Source organism: Amycolatopsis minnesotensis (genome assembly GCF_039529815.1).
Taxonomy (GTDB): Bacteria; Actinomycetota; Actinomycetes; order Mycobacteriales; family Pseudonocardiaceae; genus Amycolatopsis; species Amycolatopsis minnesotensis.
Window position 1 is genome coordinate 89,677 of the sequence record NZ_BAAANN010000009.1, and the last position, 19,256, is coordinate 108,932.

The following is a 19,256-nucleotide window of genomic DNA, read 5'->3' on the forward strand; positions in this document are numbered from 1 at the left end:
CGTGTCCCCTGCACAGCCCTTTTCCCGGCGCTCCGCGCTGCGCACCGGTGTCGCGGCGGGCGCCGGGCTCGCCGCGACGGCCCACGGCGTGACCAGCACGGCGGCGGCGCCGTCCGAATCCGGGCCGGACACCGCCGCGGCACCCGCCGCACGCGGGAAGACCATGATGGGCGTGCCGTTCGACCGCCACCCGGTGGTGCGCGTCGGCATCATCGGGGTGGGCAACCGCGGCGCCTCGATGCTGCCGCTGTTCCTCGCGCTGCCGTCGGTCAGGGTCACCGCGATCTGCGACGTCAACGCCGAATACGTCGCGAAGGCGTCGGCCGCGGTCACCAAGGCGGGCCAGCCGAAGCCCGCCGAGTTCACCGGCGGCGACCACGCCTTCGAACAGCTCCTTCGCCGCGACGACATCGACTTCGTCTACGTCGCGACGCCGTGGGAATGGCACACGCCGATGGCGCTCGCCGCGATGCGGGCGGGCAAGCACGTCGGCGTGGAATGCCCGATCGGCATCGACGTGGCCGATCTCTGGGCACTGGTCGACACCTCCGAGCGAACCAGGAAGCACTGCCTGCAACTGGAAAACTGCTGCTACGGCCAGAACGAGCTGCGGGTGCTCAGGATGGCGCACGACGGGCTCTTCGGCGAGCTGCTGCACGGCTCCGGCGCCTACCTGCACGACCTGCGCGAGCTGCTCTTCTCCGACACCTACTACCAGGGCCAGTGGCGGCGCGCGTGGCACACGAAGCGCAACGGCGACCTGTACCCCACGCATGGACTGGGCCCGGTGGCCGCGTACCTGGACATCAACCGGGGCGACCGGCTCGCCAAAGTCACCTCGATGAGCACGCCCGCGCTCGGACTGGCGGACTACCGCGCGAAGCACGTGCCCGCCGGTGACCCGAAGTGGCGCGAGCGGTACGTGGACGGCGACGTCACGATGAGCCTGCTGCAGACCGAACGCGGCCGCGTCATCCACCTCGTGCACGGAGTGTCCAATCCGCACCCGTACTCGCGCCTGAACCACCTCGCCGGCACCAACGGCGTCTTCGAGGACTACCCGCCGCGGATCTACCTGGAGCCGAAGGATTCGAACGACGAATGGGGCGACTTCGCCGCCTACGCGAACTACGACCACTGGCTCTGGAAGGACGTCGGGCCGGGACCGGGCGGGCACGGCGGGATGGACTACCTGATGCTGTACCGCTTGGCGCAGACCATGAACCTCGGCCTCGTCCCCGACATGGACGTCTACGACGCGGCCACCTGGAACGCGCCGTTCGCACTGAGCGCCGAGTCCGTCCGGCGCGGTGGAGCGCCCGTGGCGTTCCCCGATTTCACGCGCGGGCGCTGGCGCACGCCGCATCCCGGTACCGACTCGCCGAAGCCCTCCTGACGGTGCAGCCCCTGTCTCACAGGTTCACGTAGTACTTTCAGGGGCGAATCGTCACGAGGAGGCCCCGGAACGTGGATCGGCACGAGCGGTTGGGCGCCCTGCTCGACATGATCGGGCAGCGCGACAAGATCGACGTGGAGCAGACGGCGGAGGAACTCGCCGTCTCCCCCGCGACGATCCGGCGCGACCTCGACCACCTGGCGGGGCGCCAGCTGCTCACCCGGACGAGGGGCGGTGCGGTAGCCAGCAACGTCGCCTACGACCTCCCGTTGCGGCACAAGGCCGCCCGCCACGCGCCGGAGAAGCAGCGCATCAGCGCGGCGGCGGCGCGGCTCGTCGAACGCGGCATGGTGGTGGGGCTCAACGGCGGCACCACGATCACCGAGGTCGGGCGCGCGGTGGCCACCCGCCCCGACTTCAACGACCGCGGCGACTCCCCCGCGCTCACCGTGGTGACGAACGCGCTCAACATCGCGAACGAACTCGCGGTGCGGCCCAACATCAAGATCGTGGTGACCGGCGGGGTCGCCCGCCAGCACTCCTTCGAGCTGACCGGTCCACTCGCGACACTGCTGCTCGACGAGATCACTTTGGACCTCGTCTTCCTCGGCGTCGACGCGTTCGACAGCGAGCGGGGCGCCTACGCGCACCACGAGGGCGAAGCGAGCATCAACAAGCTGATGGCGGGGCGGGCGCGGCAGGTCGTCGTGGTGGCCGACAGCTCCAAGCTCGGCGGCCAGGCGTTCGCGCAGATCTGCCCCACCTCGCAGGTGGACATGCTGATCACCGACACCGACGCCGATCCCGCCGTGGTCACCGCGTTCGAGACCGAAGGCGTCAAGGTCCTGACGGCTTAGAACAGGCCCAGCAGGCGGGTCACTTCCGCGCGGAGACGGTCGCGCCCGGCGCCGAGGTACTTCCTCGGGTCGACAGCGGCGGGGTTCTCGTCCAGGAATGCCCGCACCCCCGCGGTGAACTCCTTGTTGAGCTGCGTCGCGATGTTGATCTTCGCCATGCCCGCGCGCACGGCTTCGACGAGATCGCCGTCCGCGACCCCGGAAGAACCGTGCAGTACCAAGGGAACCGGCACCACCGCGTGCAGCGCGGCGATCAGCTCGAAGTCCAGCGCCGCGTCCCTGGTGAGCATCGCGTGCGAGGTGCCGACGGCCACCGCGAGCGCGTCCACCCCGGTCGCGGCGACGAACTCGACGGCCTCGCCGGGATCCGTGCGCGCGCCGGGGGCGTGCACGCCGTCCTTGCCCCCGACCTCGCCCAGCTCGGCTTCGACCCAGACCCCGTTCACCTGGCACAGCTCGGCGATTTCCCGTGTCGCCGCGACGTTTTCGGCGTAGTCGAGTTTGGAGGCGTCGAACATCACCGACGAAAACCCCAGCGCCACCGCCTCGCGCACCAGCTCGGGCGACTCCGCGTGGTCGAGGTGGACGGCGACGTCGACCTTCGCCGCGCGCGCCGCCGCCAGTGCCGCCGAGCCGATCGGGGCCAGCGCGCCGTGGTAGCGCACCGCGTTCTGGCTCAGTTGCAGGATCACCGGGGAATCGGCCGCTTCCGCCCCTTCGATGATCGCGGTGACGTGCTCGGCGCCGATGGCGTTCAGCGCGCCGCAGCCCCGTCGCGCGGCGAGGATGTCAGTCGTCGGTACCAGTGGCATGGTCCACCTCCACGGCGTCGTGTTCGCGCCGGTAGTGCTCGATGTCGAAGTCACCGGCGAGCGGGCCCAGCACGGCCGCCGCCGAAAGCGCGACCGCGCGGCGCAGTACCGCGGGCCAGCCGGGTGCTCCCTTGGCGAGTTCGAGCGCGATCCCGGCGACCGCCGCATCGCCCGCGCCCGTGGTGTTCCCGGTCAGTGCCCTGGACGGGCGCGCGAGCCAGCTCCCGCCGTCCGCGACCGCGAGCATGCCCTCCGCGCCGAGCGAGGCGACCACGGCTCCCGCGCCCGCGCGGCGCAGCTCTTCGGCCGCGCGCAACGGATCGCCGATCCCGGTTACCTCGCGGAGTTCGGTGAGGTTCGGCTTCACCACGGACGGACGCGCGGACAGCCCCGCCAGCAGCGCGGGGCCCGACGTGTCGAGCACGGTGGGCACTTCGACGCCGCGCAGCAGGTCCGCGTAGGCCGACACCGGCACGCCACCGGGAAGGCTGCCGGAGCACACCAGCACCGAGGCACCGCGCGCCGCAGCCCCGACCGATGCGGCGAACCGCGCCCAGTCCTGTTCGGACAGTGCGGGACCCGGCTCGCTGATCAGCGTCACCGTTTCATCCACTGTGGACAATATCGTGGTGGTCCGTCGCGATCCGGCGTCCACTTCGGTGAACTCGTGCACGATCCCGGCTTCGGCGAGATCGCGCACCACGGCGGCACCGTCGTGACCGCCCGCGATGCCGAGCGCGCGCGTCGGCGCACCGAGCGCGTGCAGCACGCGCGCCACGTTGACGCCCTTGCCACCCGCCCTGCTCTCCACCGCCGACGCGCGGTGGGCGGCGCCGGGGACCAGCCGCGGCACGCGGTAGGTCACGTCGAGCGCCGCGTTCGGCGTCACCGTCACGATCACCGCATCAGCTCCAGTGCCATCAGCCCCGCGCCGAGGTTCCCCGCCTCGTCGCCCAGTTCGGCGACGCGCAGTTCGGGCATGCGCTGGAAGGTGAGGTTCGCGGAAAGCCGCTCGCGCACCGGGTCGAGCACGAACGGGCCCGCGGCGAACAGGCCACCGCCGAGCACCACCACCTCCGGCGCCAGCATGGTGACCACGGTGCGGATGCCCTTCGCGAGCGCGTCCAGCGCTTCCTTGAGCACCACGGCGGCGTCGGGATCGCCCGCCCGCGCCGCGTCGACGACCTGCTGGCCCCCGTCCGCGGCGCGCCCGGTGCGGTCGCGGAACCGGCGCGCGATCGCCGACGCCGACGCGATGGCCTCCAGGCACCCGATCGCGCCGCAGCCGCAGCGCAGTTCGTGGCCGACGTCGATGTGCCCGATCTCGCCTGCCTGGCCGCCCGCCCGGTACGGCCTGCCGTCCAGCAGCAGCGCGCCCGCGATACCGGTGCCGACCGGGATCACCACGGCACCGGAATACCCGCGCGCGGCGCCGAGCCGGAACTCCGCGAGCCCGCCGGCGGTGACGTCGTGGCCGAAGGCGACCGGCACCGGGAGGCGCTCGGCCAGCAACGCGCCGAGCGGGACCTCGCGCCAGCCGAGGTTGGCCGAGAACCTCGCCACCCCGGCTTCCTCGTCGACGATGCCCGGCACGACCACCCCGGCCGCCGAGACCGCGCCCATGCGCTCGGTGAGACGGGCGATCTGGTCGACGACCAGGTCCGCGGTCGTCGCGCCGTCGCCGGACCGCGCGGTCGGTTCGCGGAGCCGCTCCACGACGGTCAGGTCCTCGTCGAGCAGGGCCGCCTTGACACTCGTGCCGCCGACGTCGAACGCCGCGACCAGCTTCTTCGCCATGGCCTCAGTATCGCGGCTACTGGAGCACGACGGAGCGCGTGAGCGAGCGCGGGTGGTCGGGATCGAGCCCGCGGTCGGCGGCCCGCGCCCCCGCGACGCGCTGCGCCAGCACGAGGTCCGCGAGCGGGTCGATATCGCGGTCCACGAAGGTGGCGCCGGTCTTCGCGACGTCGTCGGCCATGCCCTCGGGTGCGGCGCCGAACATCCAGGTGACCCGGCCCGGCTGGCTGATGCTGATCGGGCCGTGCCGGTACTCCCACGCCGGGTACGACTCGGTCCAGGTGAGCGAGGCTTCGCGGAACTTCAGCGCGGCCTCGTTCGCGATGCCGACCGTCCAGCCGGTGCCGAGGAAGGTGAACTGGTCGGCTTCGCGCAGGTCCGCCGCGATCGGCTCGTCGAGCGCGGCGCGCGCCTGCTCGATCGCGCCCGTCAGGTCCTCGCCGAGGTTCGCCCGCAGCAGGGCGAGCGTGGTGGTGGCGAACCGCGTCTGCACCACGGACCGCTCGTCGCTGTAGGACAGGTCGACGACCCGGTCCGCGACGTGCGCGATCTCACCGGGCACCCCGGTGATGACCGTGGTCGGGGTGTGGCCGCGCAGCGTCTCCAGCAGCCGCAGCACCTCGGTGGTGGTGCCGGAGCGGGAGATCGCGAGCACCTCGTCGTACTGGCGGCCGCGCGGGAACTCGGACGCGGCGAACACGTCCGTCTGGCCGAGACCGGCGGCCTCGCGGAGCACGCCGTACGACTCGCCGATGAACCGCGAGGTACCGCAGCCGACGACGGCGACGCGACGGCCGGGCGCGGGCAGCTCGGCGCCGAGCTCATCGGCGAGCCCGACCGCCCGCTGCCAGCACTCGGGCTGGCTGGCGATCTCCTCGTCCATGAAAGACCGGGTCATGCGACTCCCCATCCGTGCGGATCATTCTTCCTTCACAGTAGATGCTTGTTCATGCACGGTCAACGAGTGTTTCAGTCACTTTCAATCATTCGGCGCAGTCCATCGAGCCGGTGCGGCTTGCGAAGTGATCACGTCACGTTGACCGCCTGGTCACTGGCGGCTTACGCTCCCCCGGCTAGGCGACGGCGACCGGAACGCGGTGAGAATCCGCGCGGACGCGCCACTGTGACCTGTCAACGCGCGACCCGCGCACGTACGGGAAGTCAGACCCGGGCTGTCGCACGAAGAACCGAGAGGCCGCGCAAGCCCGAGGAGGTCCCCAGCCGTGACACAGGCAGCTATCCCCGCCGTCGGCGAACCGATCCGCATCCCGATCAGGGAAATCGTGCCGTGGGCGGCGTTCGTCGTGCTGCTCGCGCTGATCGTGCTCTACTTCGTCAGCACCGAGCAGGGCGCGCTCGCGCTCTTTTCGAACAGCTACGTGCACGAGTTCGTGCACGACGGCAGGCACCTGCTCGCCTTCCCCTGCCACTGATTCCTCAACCGACGACGGGATTCGGTAGCAGACGATGATGAGGACCTTGCTGGTCCGCGGCATGCTCGCGGGCCTGATCGCCGGTGTGCTCGCGACCGGGTTCGCCTACCTGTTCGGCGAGCCGTCGGTCAACACCGCCATCGGCCTCGAAGAGTCCGGCGGCGGGCACTCCCACTCGGCCCCCGCCGAACCGGGCGCGCCGCCGGAGGCCCACGAGCACGGTGCCGCGGCGGAGCCGGAGGAGGAACTGGTCAGCCGTGACGTGCAGAGCACGCTCGGGCTGTTCACCGGCGTCGCGGGCTACGGCATCGCGATCGGCGGCCTGTTCTCGCTCGCCTTCGCCTTCGCGCACGGCAGGCTCGGGCCGACGCGGCCGAGGGTGACCGCGGCCGTGCTCGCCGCGGCCGGGTACGCGGTGGTCGTGCTCGTGCCGTTCCTGAAGTACCCGGCGAACCCGCCCGCCGTCGGGCAGGCCGGCACGATCGGCGACCGGACCGGCCTGTACTTCGCGTTCGTCGCGATCTCGCTCGTGGTGGCCGGCGTCGCCGTCGCGGCGGGCCGGAAGCTCGCGGAGCGGCTCGGCGCGTGGGGCGGATTCCTGCTCGGCGCCGCGGGCTACGTCGTGGTGATGGCGTTGTGCGCCTGGCTGCTGCCGGTGATCGACGAAGTGCCGGAAGGCTTCCCCGGGTCGACGCTGTGGACGTTCCGCACCGCCTCGATCGGCACGCAGCTCATACTGTGGACCGCGCTCGGGCTCGTTTTCGGGGCGCTGGCGGAAAAAGTGGCACCGAAGCGCGCTGTGGCGGTTGTTTAGAGCTTCATCAGGCGGCGCAGGGCCTCGGTGTCGAGGTGCTGGCCGATCGCGTCGGCGAGGCTGTCGAGCATGCGCTCGCGCAGGTCGGCGAAACCGGGCGCGTCCGCGCGCGGGGTCCACGCGATCCCGGCCTGCGCGGCCGCCTCGGCCAGCCACGCGCGGCGGAAGCCGTCGTTGTCGAAGGCGCCGTGCCACATCGTGCCCCACACCGGACCGCGGCGGCAGCCGTCGAGAAACGGCTCCACATCGGGGTTTTCGGGCACGGTGGCGCGGCCGTGGTGGATCTCGTACGCGCGCACCGCGTGCCCGCGCCACCGCCCTACCGGGGTGGCCAGCACCTTCTCCGCCGTGAAGTCCACTGTGGACGGAAGGAGGCCGAGACCGTCCACGGTGCCCGCCCCGGACTCCACGTCGTCGGCGATGCGGGTGGCCAGCATCTGGTAGCCGCCGCACACGCCCAGCACGGGTTTCCCCGCCGCGGCGCGCGCCTTGACCGCGTCGGCGAGGCCGCGTTCGGTGAGCCAGCGCAGGTCCGAAACCGTCGCCCTGCTGCCGGGCAGCACCACGATGTCGCTCGTGGCAACGACGTCCGGGTCCGCGGTCAGGCTCACCGCGACCCCCGGTTCGGCCACGAGCGCGTCCACATCGGTCGCGTTCGAGGCACGCGGGAACCGCACCACGGCCACCCGGATCGCGGCACCCGCCGCGCCCTGCCCAGCCCAGCCCGCCGCCGCGAGCGCGCCCAGTGAGTCTTCGGTGTCGATCCACACCCCGTCGAGCCACGGCAGCACCCCGAACACCGGGCGCCCGGTGCGTTCGGTCAGCGTTGCGAGCCCGGGGCGCAGCAGACCGAGGTCGCCGCGGAACTTGTTCACCACCCACCCGGCGACCAGGTCCTGGTCCTCGCGGTCGAGCAGCGCGAGTGTGCCGTACATCGCGGCCAGCACGCCGCCGCGGTCGATGTCCCCGACCACCAGCACCGGCAGGCCGAATTCGCGCGCCAGCCCCATGTTCACGTAGTCGCCGTCGCGAAGGTTGACCTCCGCCGGGCTCCCCGCGCCCTCGCACACCACGACGTCGAAGCGACGGTCCAGTTCGCGATAGGCGTCGAACGCGAGCTTCGCGAGCGCGCGGCGTCCGGTGGCGTACTCCCCCGCGTCGAGCACGCCGAACGGCTTTCCCATCGCGACGATGTGGCTTCGGCGATCACTGCCCGGTTTGAGCAGCACCGGGTTGAACGCGGCCTCCGGCTCGACTCCCGCCGCACGTGCCTGCAACCACTGCGCGCGCCCGATCTCGGCGCCGTCCGCGCACACCATGGAGTTGTTCGACATGTTCTGCGCCTTGAACGGCGCCACGCGCACGCCTCGGCGCGCGAGCCAGCGGCAAAGGCCGGCCGCCACCAGGCTCTTGCCCGCGTCGGACGTGGTGCCCGCGACCAGCACGCCAGTCACGACGCCACCGCGACCGCGACCGCGGCGGCCGCCATTCCGACCATTGTGGACAGCCGGACGGCGCGGCGGAGATCGGCGGTGACCGGCGGGCGCCCGTCACCGAGGGTGCCGCGGTCCTCCGGCTCGCCCCGGTAGGTGTTGACGCCGCCGAGCCGGACGCCGAGCGCGCCCGCGAACGCCGCCTCCACCTGACCCGCGTTCGGGCTCGGATGACGGCGCCCGTCGCGCCGCCACACCCGCAGCGCGTCCCGCGCGTGGCTGCCCGCGCACACCGCCGTCAGCACCGCGGCGGCCCGCGCCGGGATCAGGTTCGCGAGATCGTCCGCGCGCGCCGACGCCCAGCCGAAGCGGCGGTGGCGCGGCGAAGTGTGCCCCACCATCGCGTCGAGCGTGTTGAGCGCGCGGTAGCCGAGCAGGCCGGGTATCCCGGCGACGGCACCCCACAGCAGCGGCGCCACGACGGCGTCGGAAGTGTTCTCCGCGATCGATTCGGTGGCCGCCCTCGCCAGCTCGTCCGAGCCGAGGTTCGTCGCGTCGCGGCCGCACAGGTGCGCCAGGCGGCGGCGCGCCGACGGCACGTCCCCGCGATCGAGCAGTGCCGCCATCGCGGTGCCCTCCGCGGCGAGCCCCCTGCCGCCGAGCACGGCCCAGGTCGCGGCCGCGGTCAGCGCGAACCTGGCCGCGGGACGCTCACGGGTGGCGGCCTGCGCGAGGAACCCGAACGCGGTCGCGGCGCCCGTGCAGACGGTCGCGTACGCGGTGCCCACGGCCTTCGAATCGGCCCACACGCGGCGTTCGAGCGCGGCGGCCGCGGAGCCGAATCCGGCCACGGGATGCCACCGCGCCGGATCGCCGAGCACCAGATCGGCCGCGTACCCGGCGGCGAGCCCGGCCGCCGTCACCGCCGATGTGCGCAGTCCCACGCACGGCACACTAGCCTGTGCACGACAATGCCCGTTATGACGAAGCTGACCCAGCGGCTCGCCGCCTTCTTCGAGGCCGCGGCCAGGGTGATGCGCCAGTACGGGCGCACTCGGGAAAAGGTGCTGATCCTCGGCGGGGTCCGGTCCGGGAAGTCGAGACACGCCGAGCGCTTCATCGCCCGCCATCCCGAGGTCGTCTACGTGGCCCCCGGCCTGCCGCCGTCACCGGACGATCCGGAATGGGCCGCCAGGGTCGCCGCCCACCGCGCGCGGCGCCCCGAGAACTGGCGCACGGTGGAGACCACCGATCTCGCGGGCACCCTGCGCGGCGCGTCGCGGCCGTTGCTCATCGACTGCCTCGGCACCTGGCTCAGCCGCGTCCTCGACGAGGTCGGTGCGTGGACCCAGACCGAGGGCTGGGAACTCCGGCTCGACGAGCGGCTCGAAGACTTCCTGTCCGCGTGGGACAGCGCGCACGTGCCGGTGGTCGCGGTGAGCAACGAGGTCGGCAGCGGCGTCGTGCCGGGCTTCGCCTCCGGCCGGCTCTTCCGCGACGTGCTCGGCGCGCTCAACACCAGGGTGGCCGCCGGCTCGGACCGCGTGCTGCTGGTGGTCGCGGGCCGGGTCGTCGAACTCGGGGAACGGGGCTGACGTGATCGAGGTCCCGGTCCCCGACCGCGCCGCGCGCGAAGCCGCGCAAGCCAGGCTCGACGGGCTCGTCAAACCGCTCGGGTCGCTCGGCAGGCTGGAAGAGCTGGCGGCGTGGCTGTGCGCCGCGCACGGTTCCCTCCCGCCGCGCCCGCTCGACGACGTCCGCGTGGTGGTCTTCGCCGGCGACCACGGCGTCACCGCCTCCGGCGTTTCGGCGTATCCGCGCGAGGTCACCGCGGCGATGGTGCGGGTGTTCCTCGCGGGCACCAGCGGGGTGACCGTGCTGGCGAAGCAGATCGGCGCGCGGGTGCGGGTCGTCGACATCGCGGTGGACCAGGACCTCACCGCGCTTCCCGAGGTGCCGCCCGCGGTGGTGGCGCACAAGATCCGCCGCGGTTCCGGCTCGATCGACGTCGAGGACGCGCTGGCGCCGGGCGAGGCTTCGACGGCGTTCGACGCCGGGCGCGCGATCGCCGACGAGGAGATCGACGCGGGCGCGGATCTCCTGATCCCCGGCGACATGGGCATCGGCAACACGACGGTCGCCGCGGCACTCGTCGCCGCGGTGCTGGGCCTGCCCGCCGGCGACGTGGTGGGCACCGGTACCGGCGTCGATTCCGGCGGCAGGGCGCGCAAGGTCGCGGTCGTCGAAGCGGCGCTGGCGCGAGCGGGCACTGGTGGCGATCCGTTCGCGCTGCTCACCAAGCTCGGCAGCGCCTGCGCCGCGGCCACCGCCGGATTCCTCGCGCAGGGCGCGGTCCGCGGCGTCCCGGTCCTGCTGGACGGCGTGTTCTCCGGCGCGGCCGCGCTCGTCGCGCGCGAGCTGGCGCCGGGCGCGCCGCAGTGGTGGCTCGCCGGGCACCGGTCGACCGAGCCCTCGCAAGCGTTTGCGCTCAAGGCGCTCGGCCTCGAACCCATCCTCGATCTCGGCCTGCGGCTCGGCGAAGGCAGCGGTGCGGTGCAGGCGGTGCCGGTGCTGCGCTCGGCGCGCGCGGTGCTGACCGAGATGAGCCTGCTGTCGGACCTGGGGTGATCGACGCGCTGCGGATGGCGTTCGGCACCCTGACCGTGGTGCCGGTGCCCGCGCCGCGCGTGATCGACCGCAAGGTCGCGGCGGGCGCGATGCTGCTCGCGCCGGTCGCCGCCGCGCCCCTCGCCGCCGCCGCGGTTCTCGTCGTGCTCGCCTGCTCTGCTGTGCGAGTGCCCGCACTCGCGTGTGCGGGCCTCGCACTCGCCGCGATCGCGCTCGGCAGCAGGGGCCTGCACCTCGACGGGCTCGCCGACACCGCCGACGGCCTCGGCGCCTCCTACGACCGCGACCGCGCGCTCGAAGTCATGCGGCGCGGCGACTCCGGCCCCACCGGTGTCGCGACCCTCGTCCTCACCCTGATCGTCCAATGTGGAGCTTTGACCGGCGCTGTTCTTGCCGGGCACGGCGAAGCGGCGATCGCCGTCGCGGTACTGGCCGGACGCGGCGTCCTCCCCCTGTGCTGCGCGCGGGGCGTCCCGTCCGCGCGCCCCGACGGTTTGGGGGCGACCGTGGCCGGCTCGGTCCGGCTCCCGTTCGCGGTGCTGGTTCCGGTGGTGCTGGCCGGGGTGAGCACGCTCGCGCCCGGGTTGCCGTGGTGGCGGGGGCCGGTCGCGGTGGGCGTCGCGTTCGCGGCGGCGGGGGTTCTGCTGTTCCGCTGCGCACGGCGCTTGGGCGGGATCACCGGGGACGTGCTGGGCGGCTGCGTGGAAGCCGGGGTGACGGCCGCGCTGCTGGCGATGGCACCCGGCTAGTTCTCTTCTCAGGCACCCGCTCGCTGGCGCTGGATCGGATCGGCCACGGCCGCCGGGCGGCTCAGGTAGGGCGAGTGGCTGGTGTCCCATGTTTCGGTACGAGAGCAGCGCGTCGATTCCGGTGAGAGGGGTGGCGGAACCGCGGGGGCTGGGTCCTGGAAGGGCGCCTTCGGGGAATCTGACGCCCCAAATCTCGCCCGTCGCCGAAGCATTCTTCAGGGCCGCTGAACGCGGTGGCAGAGCACCTCGCCCAGAGCCGTGAGAAAACCGTCCGTAGTGGCGCGATCCCGCACCGCAATCCGGATGTGCTCCCCACCCAGGCCGGGAAACGAGTCCCCTCGCCGAACGGCATATCCCTTCGACCGCAACGCTTCCCGAACCCCGGCAGGAACCACGGCCAGCACGAAGGGCGCCTGCGCGACGGAAGGAACCAGCACCCCGAGCGAAGACAACCCCGCCAAGAGATGAGCACGATCCCGCGAAGCCTCCGAAGCCATCGCCGCCGCCTCCGACAGAGCAGGCGGCGCGCTGCAGGCGACGGCCGCGATTACGGCCAGGGTCGAAACCGACCACGGTGGCTGCACCGCGCGCAGGCGGGACACCACGGCAGCGGGCCCGAGGAGGTAGCCGCAGCGGAGTCCGGCGATCCCCCACGTCTTGGTCAGGCTCCTGATCACCACGACGCCGGGAAGTCCTTCCCCCGCAACACTTTCCGGTTCGCCGGGGACGGCGTCCATGAACGCTTCGTCGACCACCACGAGCCTGCCGGGGCGGCACAGGGCGCGGACGGTCTCCGCGGGATGCAGCACCGAAGTCGGGTTCGTCGGGTTGCCGACGAACACCAGATCGGCTTCTTCTCCGACGGCGTCGGGTTTCAGGACGTAACCGTCCGTGGCGGGCAGCACGACGCGGCGCACCGGATGGCCCGCCGCGCGCATCGCGGCTTCCGGCTCGGTGAACTGCGGGTGCACGATCACCGTGTCCGCCGGGCGCAACGCGGTCGCCAGCAGGGTGAACGCCTCGGCGGCGCCCGCGGTGACGAGGACCTCCGCCGGTGAAACCCCGTGGCGGGCCGCGATCGCTTCGGCCGCGGGCCGCGCGTCGGGGTAGGCGGCGATCCGGTCCAGGCCCTGTTCCAGCGAGCGTCGCAACCACGGTGGCGGCGCGCTCAGCCGGACGTTGACGGCCATGTCCACCAGCCCGTCGCCGATCTCCTGGTCACCGTGGTGGTGCAGGTCAGCCATGACCGGCCAGCGCCGCCGAAAACGCCCCCACCGCACGCGCGAACCGACCGGCCAGTGCCGGGTGTCCCGCCCAGTGCACGTGCAGGTACGAAGCGCTCAACCGAGCCGAAGAGAAGCCTTCCGGTTTGCCTTCCCATGCCCACGCCGCCGGGTTTCCGTTGCGGGGCAGCACTTGCGTGCGGTGGAACTCGTGCCCGGTCACCTCGTCACCGCGGCGCGCGAGCACCGAGTCGGCGGCCGCGACGGCGCGCCGGTAGCCGAGCGCGCCACGGCCGGTCATCCGCGCGGAGGCGTCGAGCACCCCGGTCATCGGGGCGCCGTCGAGGTCGCGGCACAGGTACAGCAGCCCGGCGCATTCGGCGACCACCGGCATACCTCCCCGAACGGCAAGAGCGATCCTGTCGCGCAGCGCGGCGTTTTCGGCGAGCTCCCCCGCGTGCACTTCGGGGAACCCGCCACCGAAGTACAACCCCGCGCAGCCCGGCGGCAATTCCTTGTCCCGTAACGGGTCCACTTCGGCCACCTCGATACCCGCGGCGGCCAGCAGCTCCGTGGTTTCGGTGTAGCGGAAGGTGAACGCGCGCCCCGCCGCCACCGCCACGACCGCACGGGAGCCAGCGGACTCCACTTCGGACGAAGGGTCCCACGGTGCACCGTCCAAAGGGGACGCAGCACGGGCGACGCGCACGACCGCTTCGAGATCTACGCCGCTTTCGATCCAGGAGGCCAGCTCCGGCAGCAGGCGGCGCGACTCCGCGTCGCGTTCGGCGGCCGGGACCAGGCCGAGATGGCGGCTCGGGGCGTGGATGTCCTCGCTGCGCCGGAGCGCGCCCAGCACCGGAATCCCGGTCGGCGCCAGCGCGGCGCGGATCTCGTCCTCGTGCCGCTGCGAGCCGAGCTTGTTCAGGATCACCCCGGCCAGCCACACCTCGGGGTCGTACTTCGCGAAGCCCAGCACCACGGCCGCGACGCTCCGGCTCGCCGCGCTCGCGTCGACCACGAGCACCACGGGCGCGTCGACGAGCCGCGCCACGTGTGCCGTCGACGCGTAGCCCTCGGTGCCGAGCGCGCCGTCGAACAGGCCCATCACGCCCTCGATCACGGCGAGGTCGGCGCCGCGGGATCCGTGCAGCAGCAACGGAACCAGCCGATCCTCGCCCTGGAGGAACGGGTCGAGGTTGCGGGCCTGGCGGCCGGTGGCGAGCGCGTGGTAGCCGGGGTCGATGAAGTCGGGGCCGACCTTGTGCCCGGACACCGCCATCCCGCGCGCGGCCAGCGCGGCCATGATCCCGGCCGCGATCGTGGTCTTCCCGTGCCCCGACCCCGGCGCCGCGATCACCAGCCTCGGCACCGCGCGGGTCACCACTCGATCCCCCGCTGCCCCTTCTGGCCGGTGTCCATCGGGTGCTTGACCTTCGTCATCTCCACCACCAGGTCGGCGGCGTCGACGAGCGCGGCGGGCGCGTTGCGGCCGGTGATCACGACGTGCTGGTGCCCGGTGCGCGCGGTGAGCGCTTCGACGACCTCATCGGTGTCGATCCAGCCCCAGTGCAGCGGGTAGCTGAACTCGTCGAGCACGTAGAAGTCGTGCCGCCCGCCGGCGAGCCTGCGCTTGATCTCCGCCCAGCCCTCGCGCGCGTTCCGCGCGTGGTCCTCCTCGGTGCCGGACTTGCGCGCCCAGCTCCAGCCCTCGCCCATCTTGTGCCATTCGACCGGGCCGCCCTGCCCGTCGGATTCGTGCAGCGCGCCGAGCGCGCGGAACGCGGATTCCTCGCCGACGCGCCATTTCGCGGATTTCACGAACTGGAACACGCCGATCGACCAGCCCTGGTTCCACGCGCGCAGCGCCATCCCGAACGCGGCCGTCGACTTGCCCTTCATCTCACCGGTGTGCACCACCAGCAGCGGGCGGTTGCGGCGCTGGCGGGTGCTGAGCCCGTCGGCGGGCACCACGGCCGGTTTCCCCTGCGGCATCAGGCCGCCCTCCCGGTCCTGGCGCGCACGGCGCCGGTCAGCGCCTCGGCGGCGACCTCGGCCAGCGGCAGCCGTTCGGCGCCGAGCGCCTCGGCGAGCCCGGCACCGAGCCCGAGCCGCATCTTGCCGGACTCGCAGTCCATCACCACCGACGCGATCCCGTGCCCGGCCAGCAGCCCGGCCGCGGCACGCGAGCGCGCGACGGCGTCGGCGCCACTGGTCGCGCGGCCGTCGGTGACCACGACCAGCAGCGGCCGCCGCCGCGGGTCGCGCAGGCGCTCGACCCGCAGCACGTGTTCCGCCTTCAGCAGCCCTTCGGCGAGCGGTGTCCGCCCGCCCGTCGGCAGCGCTTCGAGCCGGGTGGCGGCGGCCTCGACGCTGATCGTCGGCGGCAGCGCCAGCTCCGCGGCGTTCCCGCGGAAGGTGACCAGGCCGACCTTGTCCCGCCGCTGGTAGGCGTCCAGCAGCAGGGACAGCACGGCGGCCTTCACCTCGCGCATCCGCGAGCGCGCGCCCATCGAGCCGGACGCGTCCACGCAGAACAGCACGAGGTTGCCCTCCTTGCCCTCGCGCCTGGCGAACCGGAGGTCCGGCCCGCGGAGCACGAGCCCGGCACCGGACCGGCCACGCGCCCGCTGGTGCGGCGCGGCGGCGCGCACGGTGGCGAGCAGGTGCGGCCTGCCCTCGCGCACCGACGACGGCTGCACGCCGACGGTCCGCCCGGTGTCGGTGACCGCCCTCGACCGGCGGCCCTGCGCGCCTTCACCGGTGCCGGAAACGGCGAGCAGCCTTGCCCGGTAAGGCTTTCCGGAGCCGACCGTGGAGGTCTCACCGGAGCCGCCGTCCTGGCCCTCCTGCTGCCCACCGGCGCCAGGGGATTCCTCAGTGGACGGAGGCTCGGCACCGGAGCCGGGACCGTCGTCGTCCGGCCCCTGCTCGGGCGGTTCCGCGTCGGCCAGCGCCTGTTCGAGTTGTTCCTCTTCGATACCCGGCGCGTCGAACGGGTTGCGCCTGCGCCGGTGCGGCAGCGCGAGCCGCGCCGCGACCCGGATGTCCTCAGTGGACACTTCGGCGCGGCCGGACCACGCGGCGTGCGCGACCGCGGTGCGCGCGGTGACGATATCGGCGCGCATACCGTCCACTTCGAACGCGGCGCACACCTCGGCGATCTGCCGCAACGCGGTGTCGGTCAGCGCGACCTCGGGCAGGAACCGTTGCGCCGCTTCGATTTCGATCGCGAGCGTGGCGTCGGCGTCGGCGTAGGACGCGGCGAAGGAGTCCGGATCGGACTCGTAGGCGAGCCTGCGCCGCACCACCTCGACCCGCTGGGAGGGATCCCGGCTGGAGGCGACCTCCACGGTGAGCCCGAACCGGTCGAGGAGCTGGGGTCGCAGCTCGCCCTCCTCGGGGTTCATCGTGCCGATCAGCACGAACCTGGCCGCGTGCGAGACGGAGACGCCCTCGCGCTCCACCGTCGCGCGCCCCATCGCGGCCGCGTCGAGCAGCGTGTCCACGAGGTGGTCGTGCAGGAGGTTCACCTCGTCGACGTAGAGCAGGCCGCGGTGCGCGGCGGCGAGCAGGCCGGGCTGGTAGTCCGTGACGCCTTCGCCGAGCGCCCGTTCCAGGTTCAGCGACCCGACCACCCGGTCCTCCGCCGCGCCGACGGGCAGCTCCACCAGGCGCGCCGGGCGCCGTGACCCCGACGGCGCGTCGTGCGGGCCGTCGGGGCAGGCGGGATCCGGTGCCGAGGGCGAGCACGAGAACCGGCAGCCGTCGACCACGTCGACCTCGGGCAGCAACCCGGCCAGCGCGCGCACCATGGTCGACTTCGCGGTGCCCTTCTCGCCGCGCACGAGCACCCCGCCGATCGCCGGGGAAATCGCGGAAAGCACCAGCGCCAGCCGGAGATCGGCCATGCCGACCACGGCGCTGAACGGATACGGCCGCATGCACGCTCCTCTGCTCGCGGTGGGTGTCCACGCCCACTGGAGTACGGGCCCTGCCGGGGATGCTCCCGGCGGGCGACGGCCACCCAAGCTCTGGCTCCCGGCCTGGTGGCCGGTCACAGTGGCGGGACCGCCCTGGACTCGCGCGCGTGCGCTCACACAGGTTCCTCGGCGACCGTCAGGCCAATCCTCGCACAACGGGGCGGTTAGCCTCTGCGGGTGAGCGAGACGGTGACGGTGGCAGGAATCGGGGCGGACGGCTGGGCCGGGCTCTGCCGGGACGCGCGCGAGGCGATCACCTGCGCCGACGTCGTGTACGGCGGCCCGCGCCAGCTCGCGCTCATCGGTGATCACCCCGGCAAGCGGCCGTGGCCGAGCCCGCTGCTGCCCGCGCTCGACGCCCTGTTCGACGAGCCGGGGCGGATCTGCGTGCTGGCGAGCGGCGATCCGATGCTCGCCGGGATCGGCACGACGCTGGTGCGCAGGCTGGGCGCCGACCGGGTCCGGATCCTGCCGGGCGTGTCGTCGGTCGCGCTGGCCAGGGCTCGGCTCGGCTGGTCGGCGGAGGAGACCGACGTGGTCAGGGTGGTCGGGCACTCGGCCGACCGGGTGACCCGTGCGCTGGCCCCCGGCGCGCGCCTGCTGGTGCTCAGCGGCGACGCGAGCACCCCGGCGGTGCTCGCCGCGCTGCTGCGGCGCACCGGTTACGGCCCGAGCCGGATGACCGTGCTGGAGGAACTGGGCGGACCGGGCGAAAACCACGCCGACGGCACGGCGGACGACTGGGCCCGTGCCGAGGGCGCCGCGTTGAACCTGATCGCGGTCGACTGCGAGCGGGCTCCCGGCGCGCGCTTCCTCCCCACGCTTCCCGGCCTGCCCGACGACGCCTACGAACACGACGGCCAGCTCACGAAGCGGGATCTGCGCGCGCTGGCGCTGGCCAGGCTGGCGCCCGCGCCCGGCGAGGTGCTGTGGGACGTCGGCGCCGGCGCGGGCAGCGTCGGGATCGAATGGATGCGCGCCCATCCCCGCAACCGCGCGATCGCCGTCGAGCGGGATCCGGAGCGCGCGGCGCGCATCGAACGCAACGCGACCGCGCTCGGGGTGCCGGACCTCGACGTCGTCGTCGGCGAGGCGCCGGGGGCGCTGGCGGACCTCGCCGCGCCGGACGCCGTGTTCGTCGGCGGCGGGCTCACCGCGGCGTTGCCCGCGTGCCTCGCGAGGAAACCGGGGCGGCTGGTCGCGCACGGCGTCACCGTCGAGTCGGAGCAGCTCCTCGCCGCCGCGCACCGCGACCACGGCGGCGAGCTGACCAGGGTGGCCGTCGAACAGGCCGCGCCGTTGGGCGGGTTCACCGGCTGGACGCCGTCGAGGACCGTGACCCAGTGGAGCGTGACGCGATGACCGTGCACTTCATCGGCGCGGGGCCCGGTGCCGCGGACCTGATCACCGTGCGCGGCCGCGACCTGCTGGCCCGCTGCGAGGTGTGCCTGTACCCGGGCAGCCTGACCCCGAAGGACCTGCTCGCGCACTGCCCGGACGGGGCACGGCTGGTGGACACGGCGGGGCTCTCGCTCGACGAAATCGTGGCGGAACTCGTTGCCGCGCATGAAAAGGGCCTCGACGCCGCGCGCCTGTGCTCGGGCGACCCGTCGCTCTACAGCGCGGTGGCCGAGCAGGTGCGGCGCCTGGACGCCGCGGGCGTGCCGTACGCGATCACCCCCGGGGTCCCGGCGTTCGCCGCGGCGGCCGCCGTGCTCGGCCGCGAGCTGACCGTGCCGACGGTCGGGCAGAGCCTGGTGATCACGCGCGTGCGAGCCCGCTCGACCCCGATGCCGCCCGGTGAGAACCTCGCGACCTTCGCGGCGAGCGGCGCGACGATGGCGTTGCACCTCGCGGTGAACCGGATCGAGCAGGTGGTCTCCGAACTGCTCCCGCACTACGGCGAGGACTGCCCGGTCGCGGTCGTGTTCCGCGCGACGCACGACGAAGAGCGCGTGCTGCGCGGCACGCTCGGCGTGATCGCGGGCCAGGTCCGCGAGGCGGGCGTCGACCGGGCCGCGATGATCTTCGTCGGCAGGGTGCTCGCGGCGGACGGCTTCCCGGACAGCTTCCTGTACTCGGCGGACCGGGACCGCTCGAAGATGCCGCCCTCGTTCTGAGCCGGGATTGC

Annotated in this window: 19 protein-coding genes; 9 read left to right on the forward strand and 10 right to left on the reverse strand. The window is 73.2% G+C overall.

Translation table 11 applies throughout. The features are described from left to right. Position 1: 1 nt before the first annotated feature. Both ABD256_RS13190 and ABD256_RS13195 read left to right on the forward strand, forming a co-directional pair. Entirely contained in the window at positions 2-1,396 is a 1,395-nt protein-coding gene (locus ABD256_RS13190) for a Gfo/Idh/MocA family protein (RefSeq protein WP_425546443.1), read from the forward strand. A gap of 71 nt (positions 1,397-1,467) precedes the next feature. Then, positions 1,468-2,253, forward strand: a complete 786-nt coding sequence (locus ABD256_RS13195) for a DeoR/GlpR family DNA-binding transcription regulator (RefSeq protein ID WP_344417333.1) — start codon at positions 1,468-1,470, stop codon at positions 2,251-2,253. On the opposite strand, the gene ABD256_RS13200 is transcribed toward ABD256_RS13195, so the two are convergent. The 4 genes from ABD256_RS13200 to ABD256_RS13215 are packed head-to-tail and all read right to left on the reverse strand — an operon-like array spanning position 2,250 to position 5,760. Continuing rightward, entirely contained in the window at positions 2,250-3,065 is an 816-nt protein-coding gene (locus ABD256_RS13200; protein ID WP_344417335.1) for a class II fructose-bisphosphate aldolase, read from the reverse strand. The genes ABD256_RS13195 and ABD256_RS13200 overlap by 4 nt on opposite strands. Continuing rightward, positions 3,043-3,966: a 1-phosphofructokinase family hexose kinase gene (locus ABD256_RS13205; RefSeq protein ID WP_344417337.1), complete on the reverse strand. Its 924-nt coding sequence runs from the start codon at positions 3,964-3,966 to the stop codon at positions 3,043-3,045. Before ABD256_RS13205 ends, ABD256_RS13200 begins: the two co-directional genes overlap by 23 nt. Then, entirely contained in the window at positions 3,963-4,862 is a 900-nt protein-coding gene (locus ABD256_RS13210; protein WP_344417339.1) for an ROK family protein, read from the reverse strand. Before ABD256_RS13210 ends, ABD256_RS13205 begins: the two co-directional genes overlap by 4 nt. A 16-nt stretch (positions 4,863-4,878) precedes the next feature. After that, the gene (locus ABD256_RS13215) at positions 4,879-5,760 is read right to left on the reverse strand and encodes an SIS domain-containing protein (RefSeq protein WP_344417341.1); all 882 of its coding nucleotides are present in this window, start codon (positions 5,758-5,760) and stop codon (positions 4,879-4,881) included. A 325-nt stretch (positions 5,761-6,085) separates the two neighbouring features. Between ABD256_RS13215 and ABD256_RS13220 the strand changes: the two genes are divergently transcribed. Next, positions 6,086-6,295, forward strand: coding sequence for a CbtB domain-containing protein (locus ABD256_RS13220; protein WP_344417343.1), 210 nt, complete (start codon positions 6,086-6,088; stop codon positions 6,293-6,295). Positions 6,296-6,329: 34 nt separating this feature from the next. Further along, on the forward strand, positions 6,330-7,109 hold the full coding sequence (locus ABD256_RS13225; RefSeq protein ID WP_344417345.1) for a CbtA family protein: 780 nt from the start codon (positions 6,330-6,332) through the stop codon (positions 7,107-7,109). Here ABD256_RS13225 and ABD256_RS13230 read toward each other — a convergent pair. Together ABD256_RS13230 and ABD256_RS13235 are read right to left on the reverse strand one after the other, a co-directional pair. Beyond that, entirely contained in the window at positions 7,106-8,563 is a 1,458-nt protein-coding gene (locus ABD256_RS13230) for a cobyric acid synthase (protein ID WP_344417347.1), read from the reverse strand. The two genes, ABD256_RS13225 and ABD256_RS13230, sit on opposite strands and share 4 nt — an antisense overlap. Beyond that, a complete protein-coding gene (locus ABD256_RS13235) occupies positions 8,560-9,486 on the reverse strand; it encodes a cobalamin biosynthesis protein (protein ID WP_344417349.1) in 927 nt (308 codons plus the stop codon). The genes ABD256_RS13230 and ABD256_RS13235 overlap by 4 nt, the downstream gene beginning before the upstream one ends. Before the next feature lie 36 nt (positions 9,487-9,522). On the opposite strand from ABD256_RS13235, the gene ABD256_RS13240 reads away from it, so the two are divergent. The 3 genes from ABD256_RS13240 to ABD256_RS13250 are packed head-to-tail and all read left to right on the forward strand — an operon-like array spanning position 9,523 to position 11,919. Continuing rightward, positions 9,523-10,137, forward strand: a complete 615-nt coding sequence (locus ABD256_RS13240; protein WP_344417350.1) for a bifunctional adenosylcobinamide kinase/adenosylcobinamide-phosphate guanylyltransferase — start codon at positions 9,523-9,525, stop codon at positions 10,135-10,137. Between the two features lies 1 nt (position 10,138). Further along, positions 10,139-11,170, forward strand: coding sequence for a nicotinate-nucleotide--dimethylbenzimidazole phosphoribosyltransferase (gene cobT / locus ABD256_RS13245; RefSeq protein ID WP_344417352.1), 1,032 nt, complete (start codon positions 10,139-10,141; stop codon positions 11,168-11,170). Between the two features lie 14 nt (positions 11,171-11,184). Beyond that, complete coding sequence (locus ABD256_RS13250) at positions 11,185-11,919, forward strand: adenosylcobinamide-GDP ribazoletransferase (RefSeq protein ID WP_344417661.1); 735 nt, start codon at positions 11,185-11,187, stop codon at positions 11,917-11,919. Between the two features lie 215 nt (positions 11,920-12,134). On the opposite strand, the gene cobC is transcribed toward ABD256_RS13250, so the two are convergent. The 4 genes from cobC to ABD256_RS13270 are packed head-to-tail and all read right to left on the reverse strand — an operon-like array spanning position 12,135 to position 17,086. Next, entirely contained in the window at positions 12,135-13,163 is a 1,029-nt protein-coding gene (cobC, locus tag ABD256_RS13255) for an Rv2231c family histidinol phosphate aminotransferase CobC (protein ID WP_344417354.1), read from the reverse strand. Further along, positions 13,156-14,505, reverse strand: coding sequence for a cobyrinic acid a,c-diamide synthase CobB (locus ABD256_RS13260; protein WP_344417663.1), 1,350 nt, complete (start codon positions 14,503-14,505; stop codon positions 13,156-13,158). The genes cobC and ABD256_RS13260 overlap by 8 nt, the downstream gene beginning before the upstream one ends. A 17-nt stretch (positions 14,506-14,522) precedes the next feature. After that, entirely contained in the window at positions 14,523-15,137 is a 615-nt protein-coding gene (cobO, locus tag ABD256_RS13265; RefSeq protein WP_344417356.1) for a cob(I)yrinic acid a,c-diamide adenosyltransferase, read from the reverse strand. Beyond that, entirely contained in the window at positions 15,137-17,086 is a 1,950-nt protein-coding gene (locus tag ABD256_RS13270) for a putative cobaltochelatase (RefSeq protein ID WP_344417358.1), read from the reverse strand. The genes cobO and ABD256_RS13270 overlap by 1 nt, the downstream gene beginning before the upstream one ends. Positions 17,087-17,296: 210 nt before the next feature. On the opposite strand from ABD256_RS13270, the gene cbiE reads away from it, so the two are divergent. Both cbiE and cobM read left to right on the forward strand, forming a co-directional pair. After that, positions 17,297-18,487, forward strand: coding sequence for a precorrin-6y C5,15-methyltransferase (decarboxylating) subunit CbiE (gene cbiE / locus ABD256_RS13275; RefSeq protein ID WP_344417665.1), 1,191 nt, complete (start codon positions 17,297-17,299; stop codon positions 18,485-18,487). Next, positions 18,484-19,245, forward strand: coding sequence for a precorrin-4 C(11)-methyltransferase (cobM, locus tag ABD256_RS13280; protein ID WP_344417360.1), 762 nt, complete (start codon positions 18,484-18,486; stop codon positions 19,243-19,245). Before cbiE ends, cobM begins: the two co-directional genes overlap by 4 nt. The last annotated feature ends 11 nt before the right edge of the window (positions 19,246-19,256 follow it).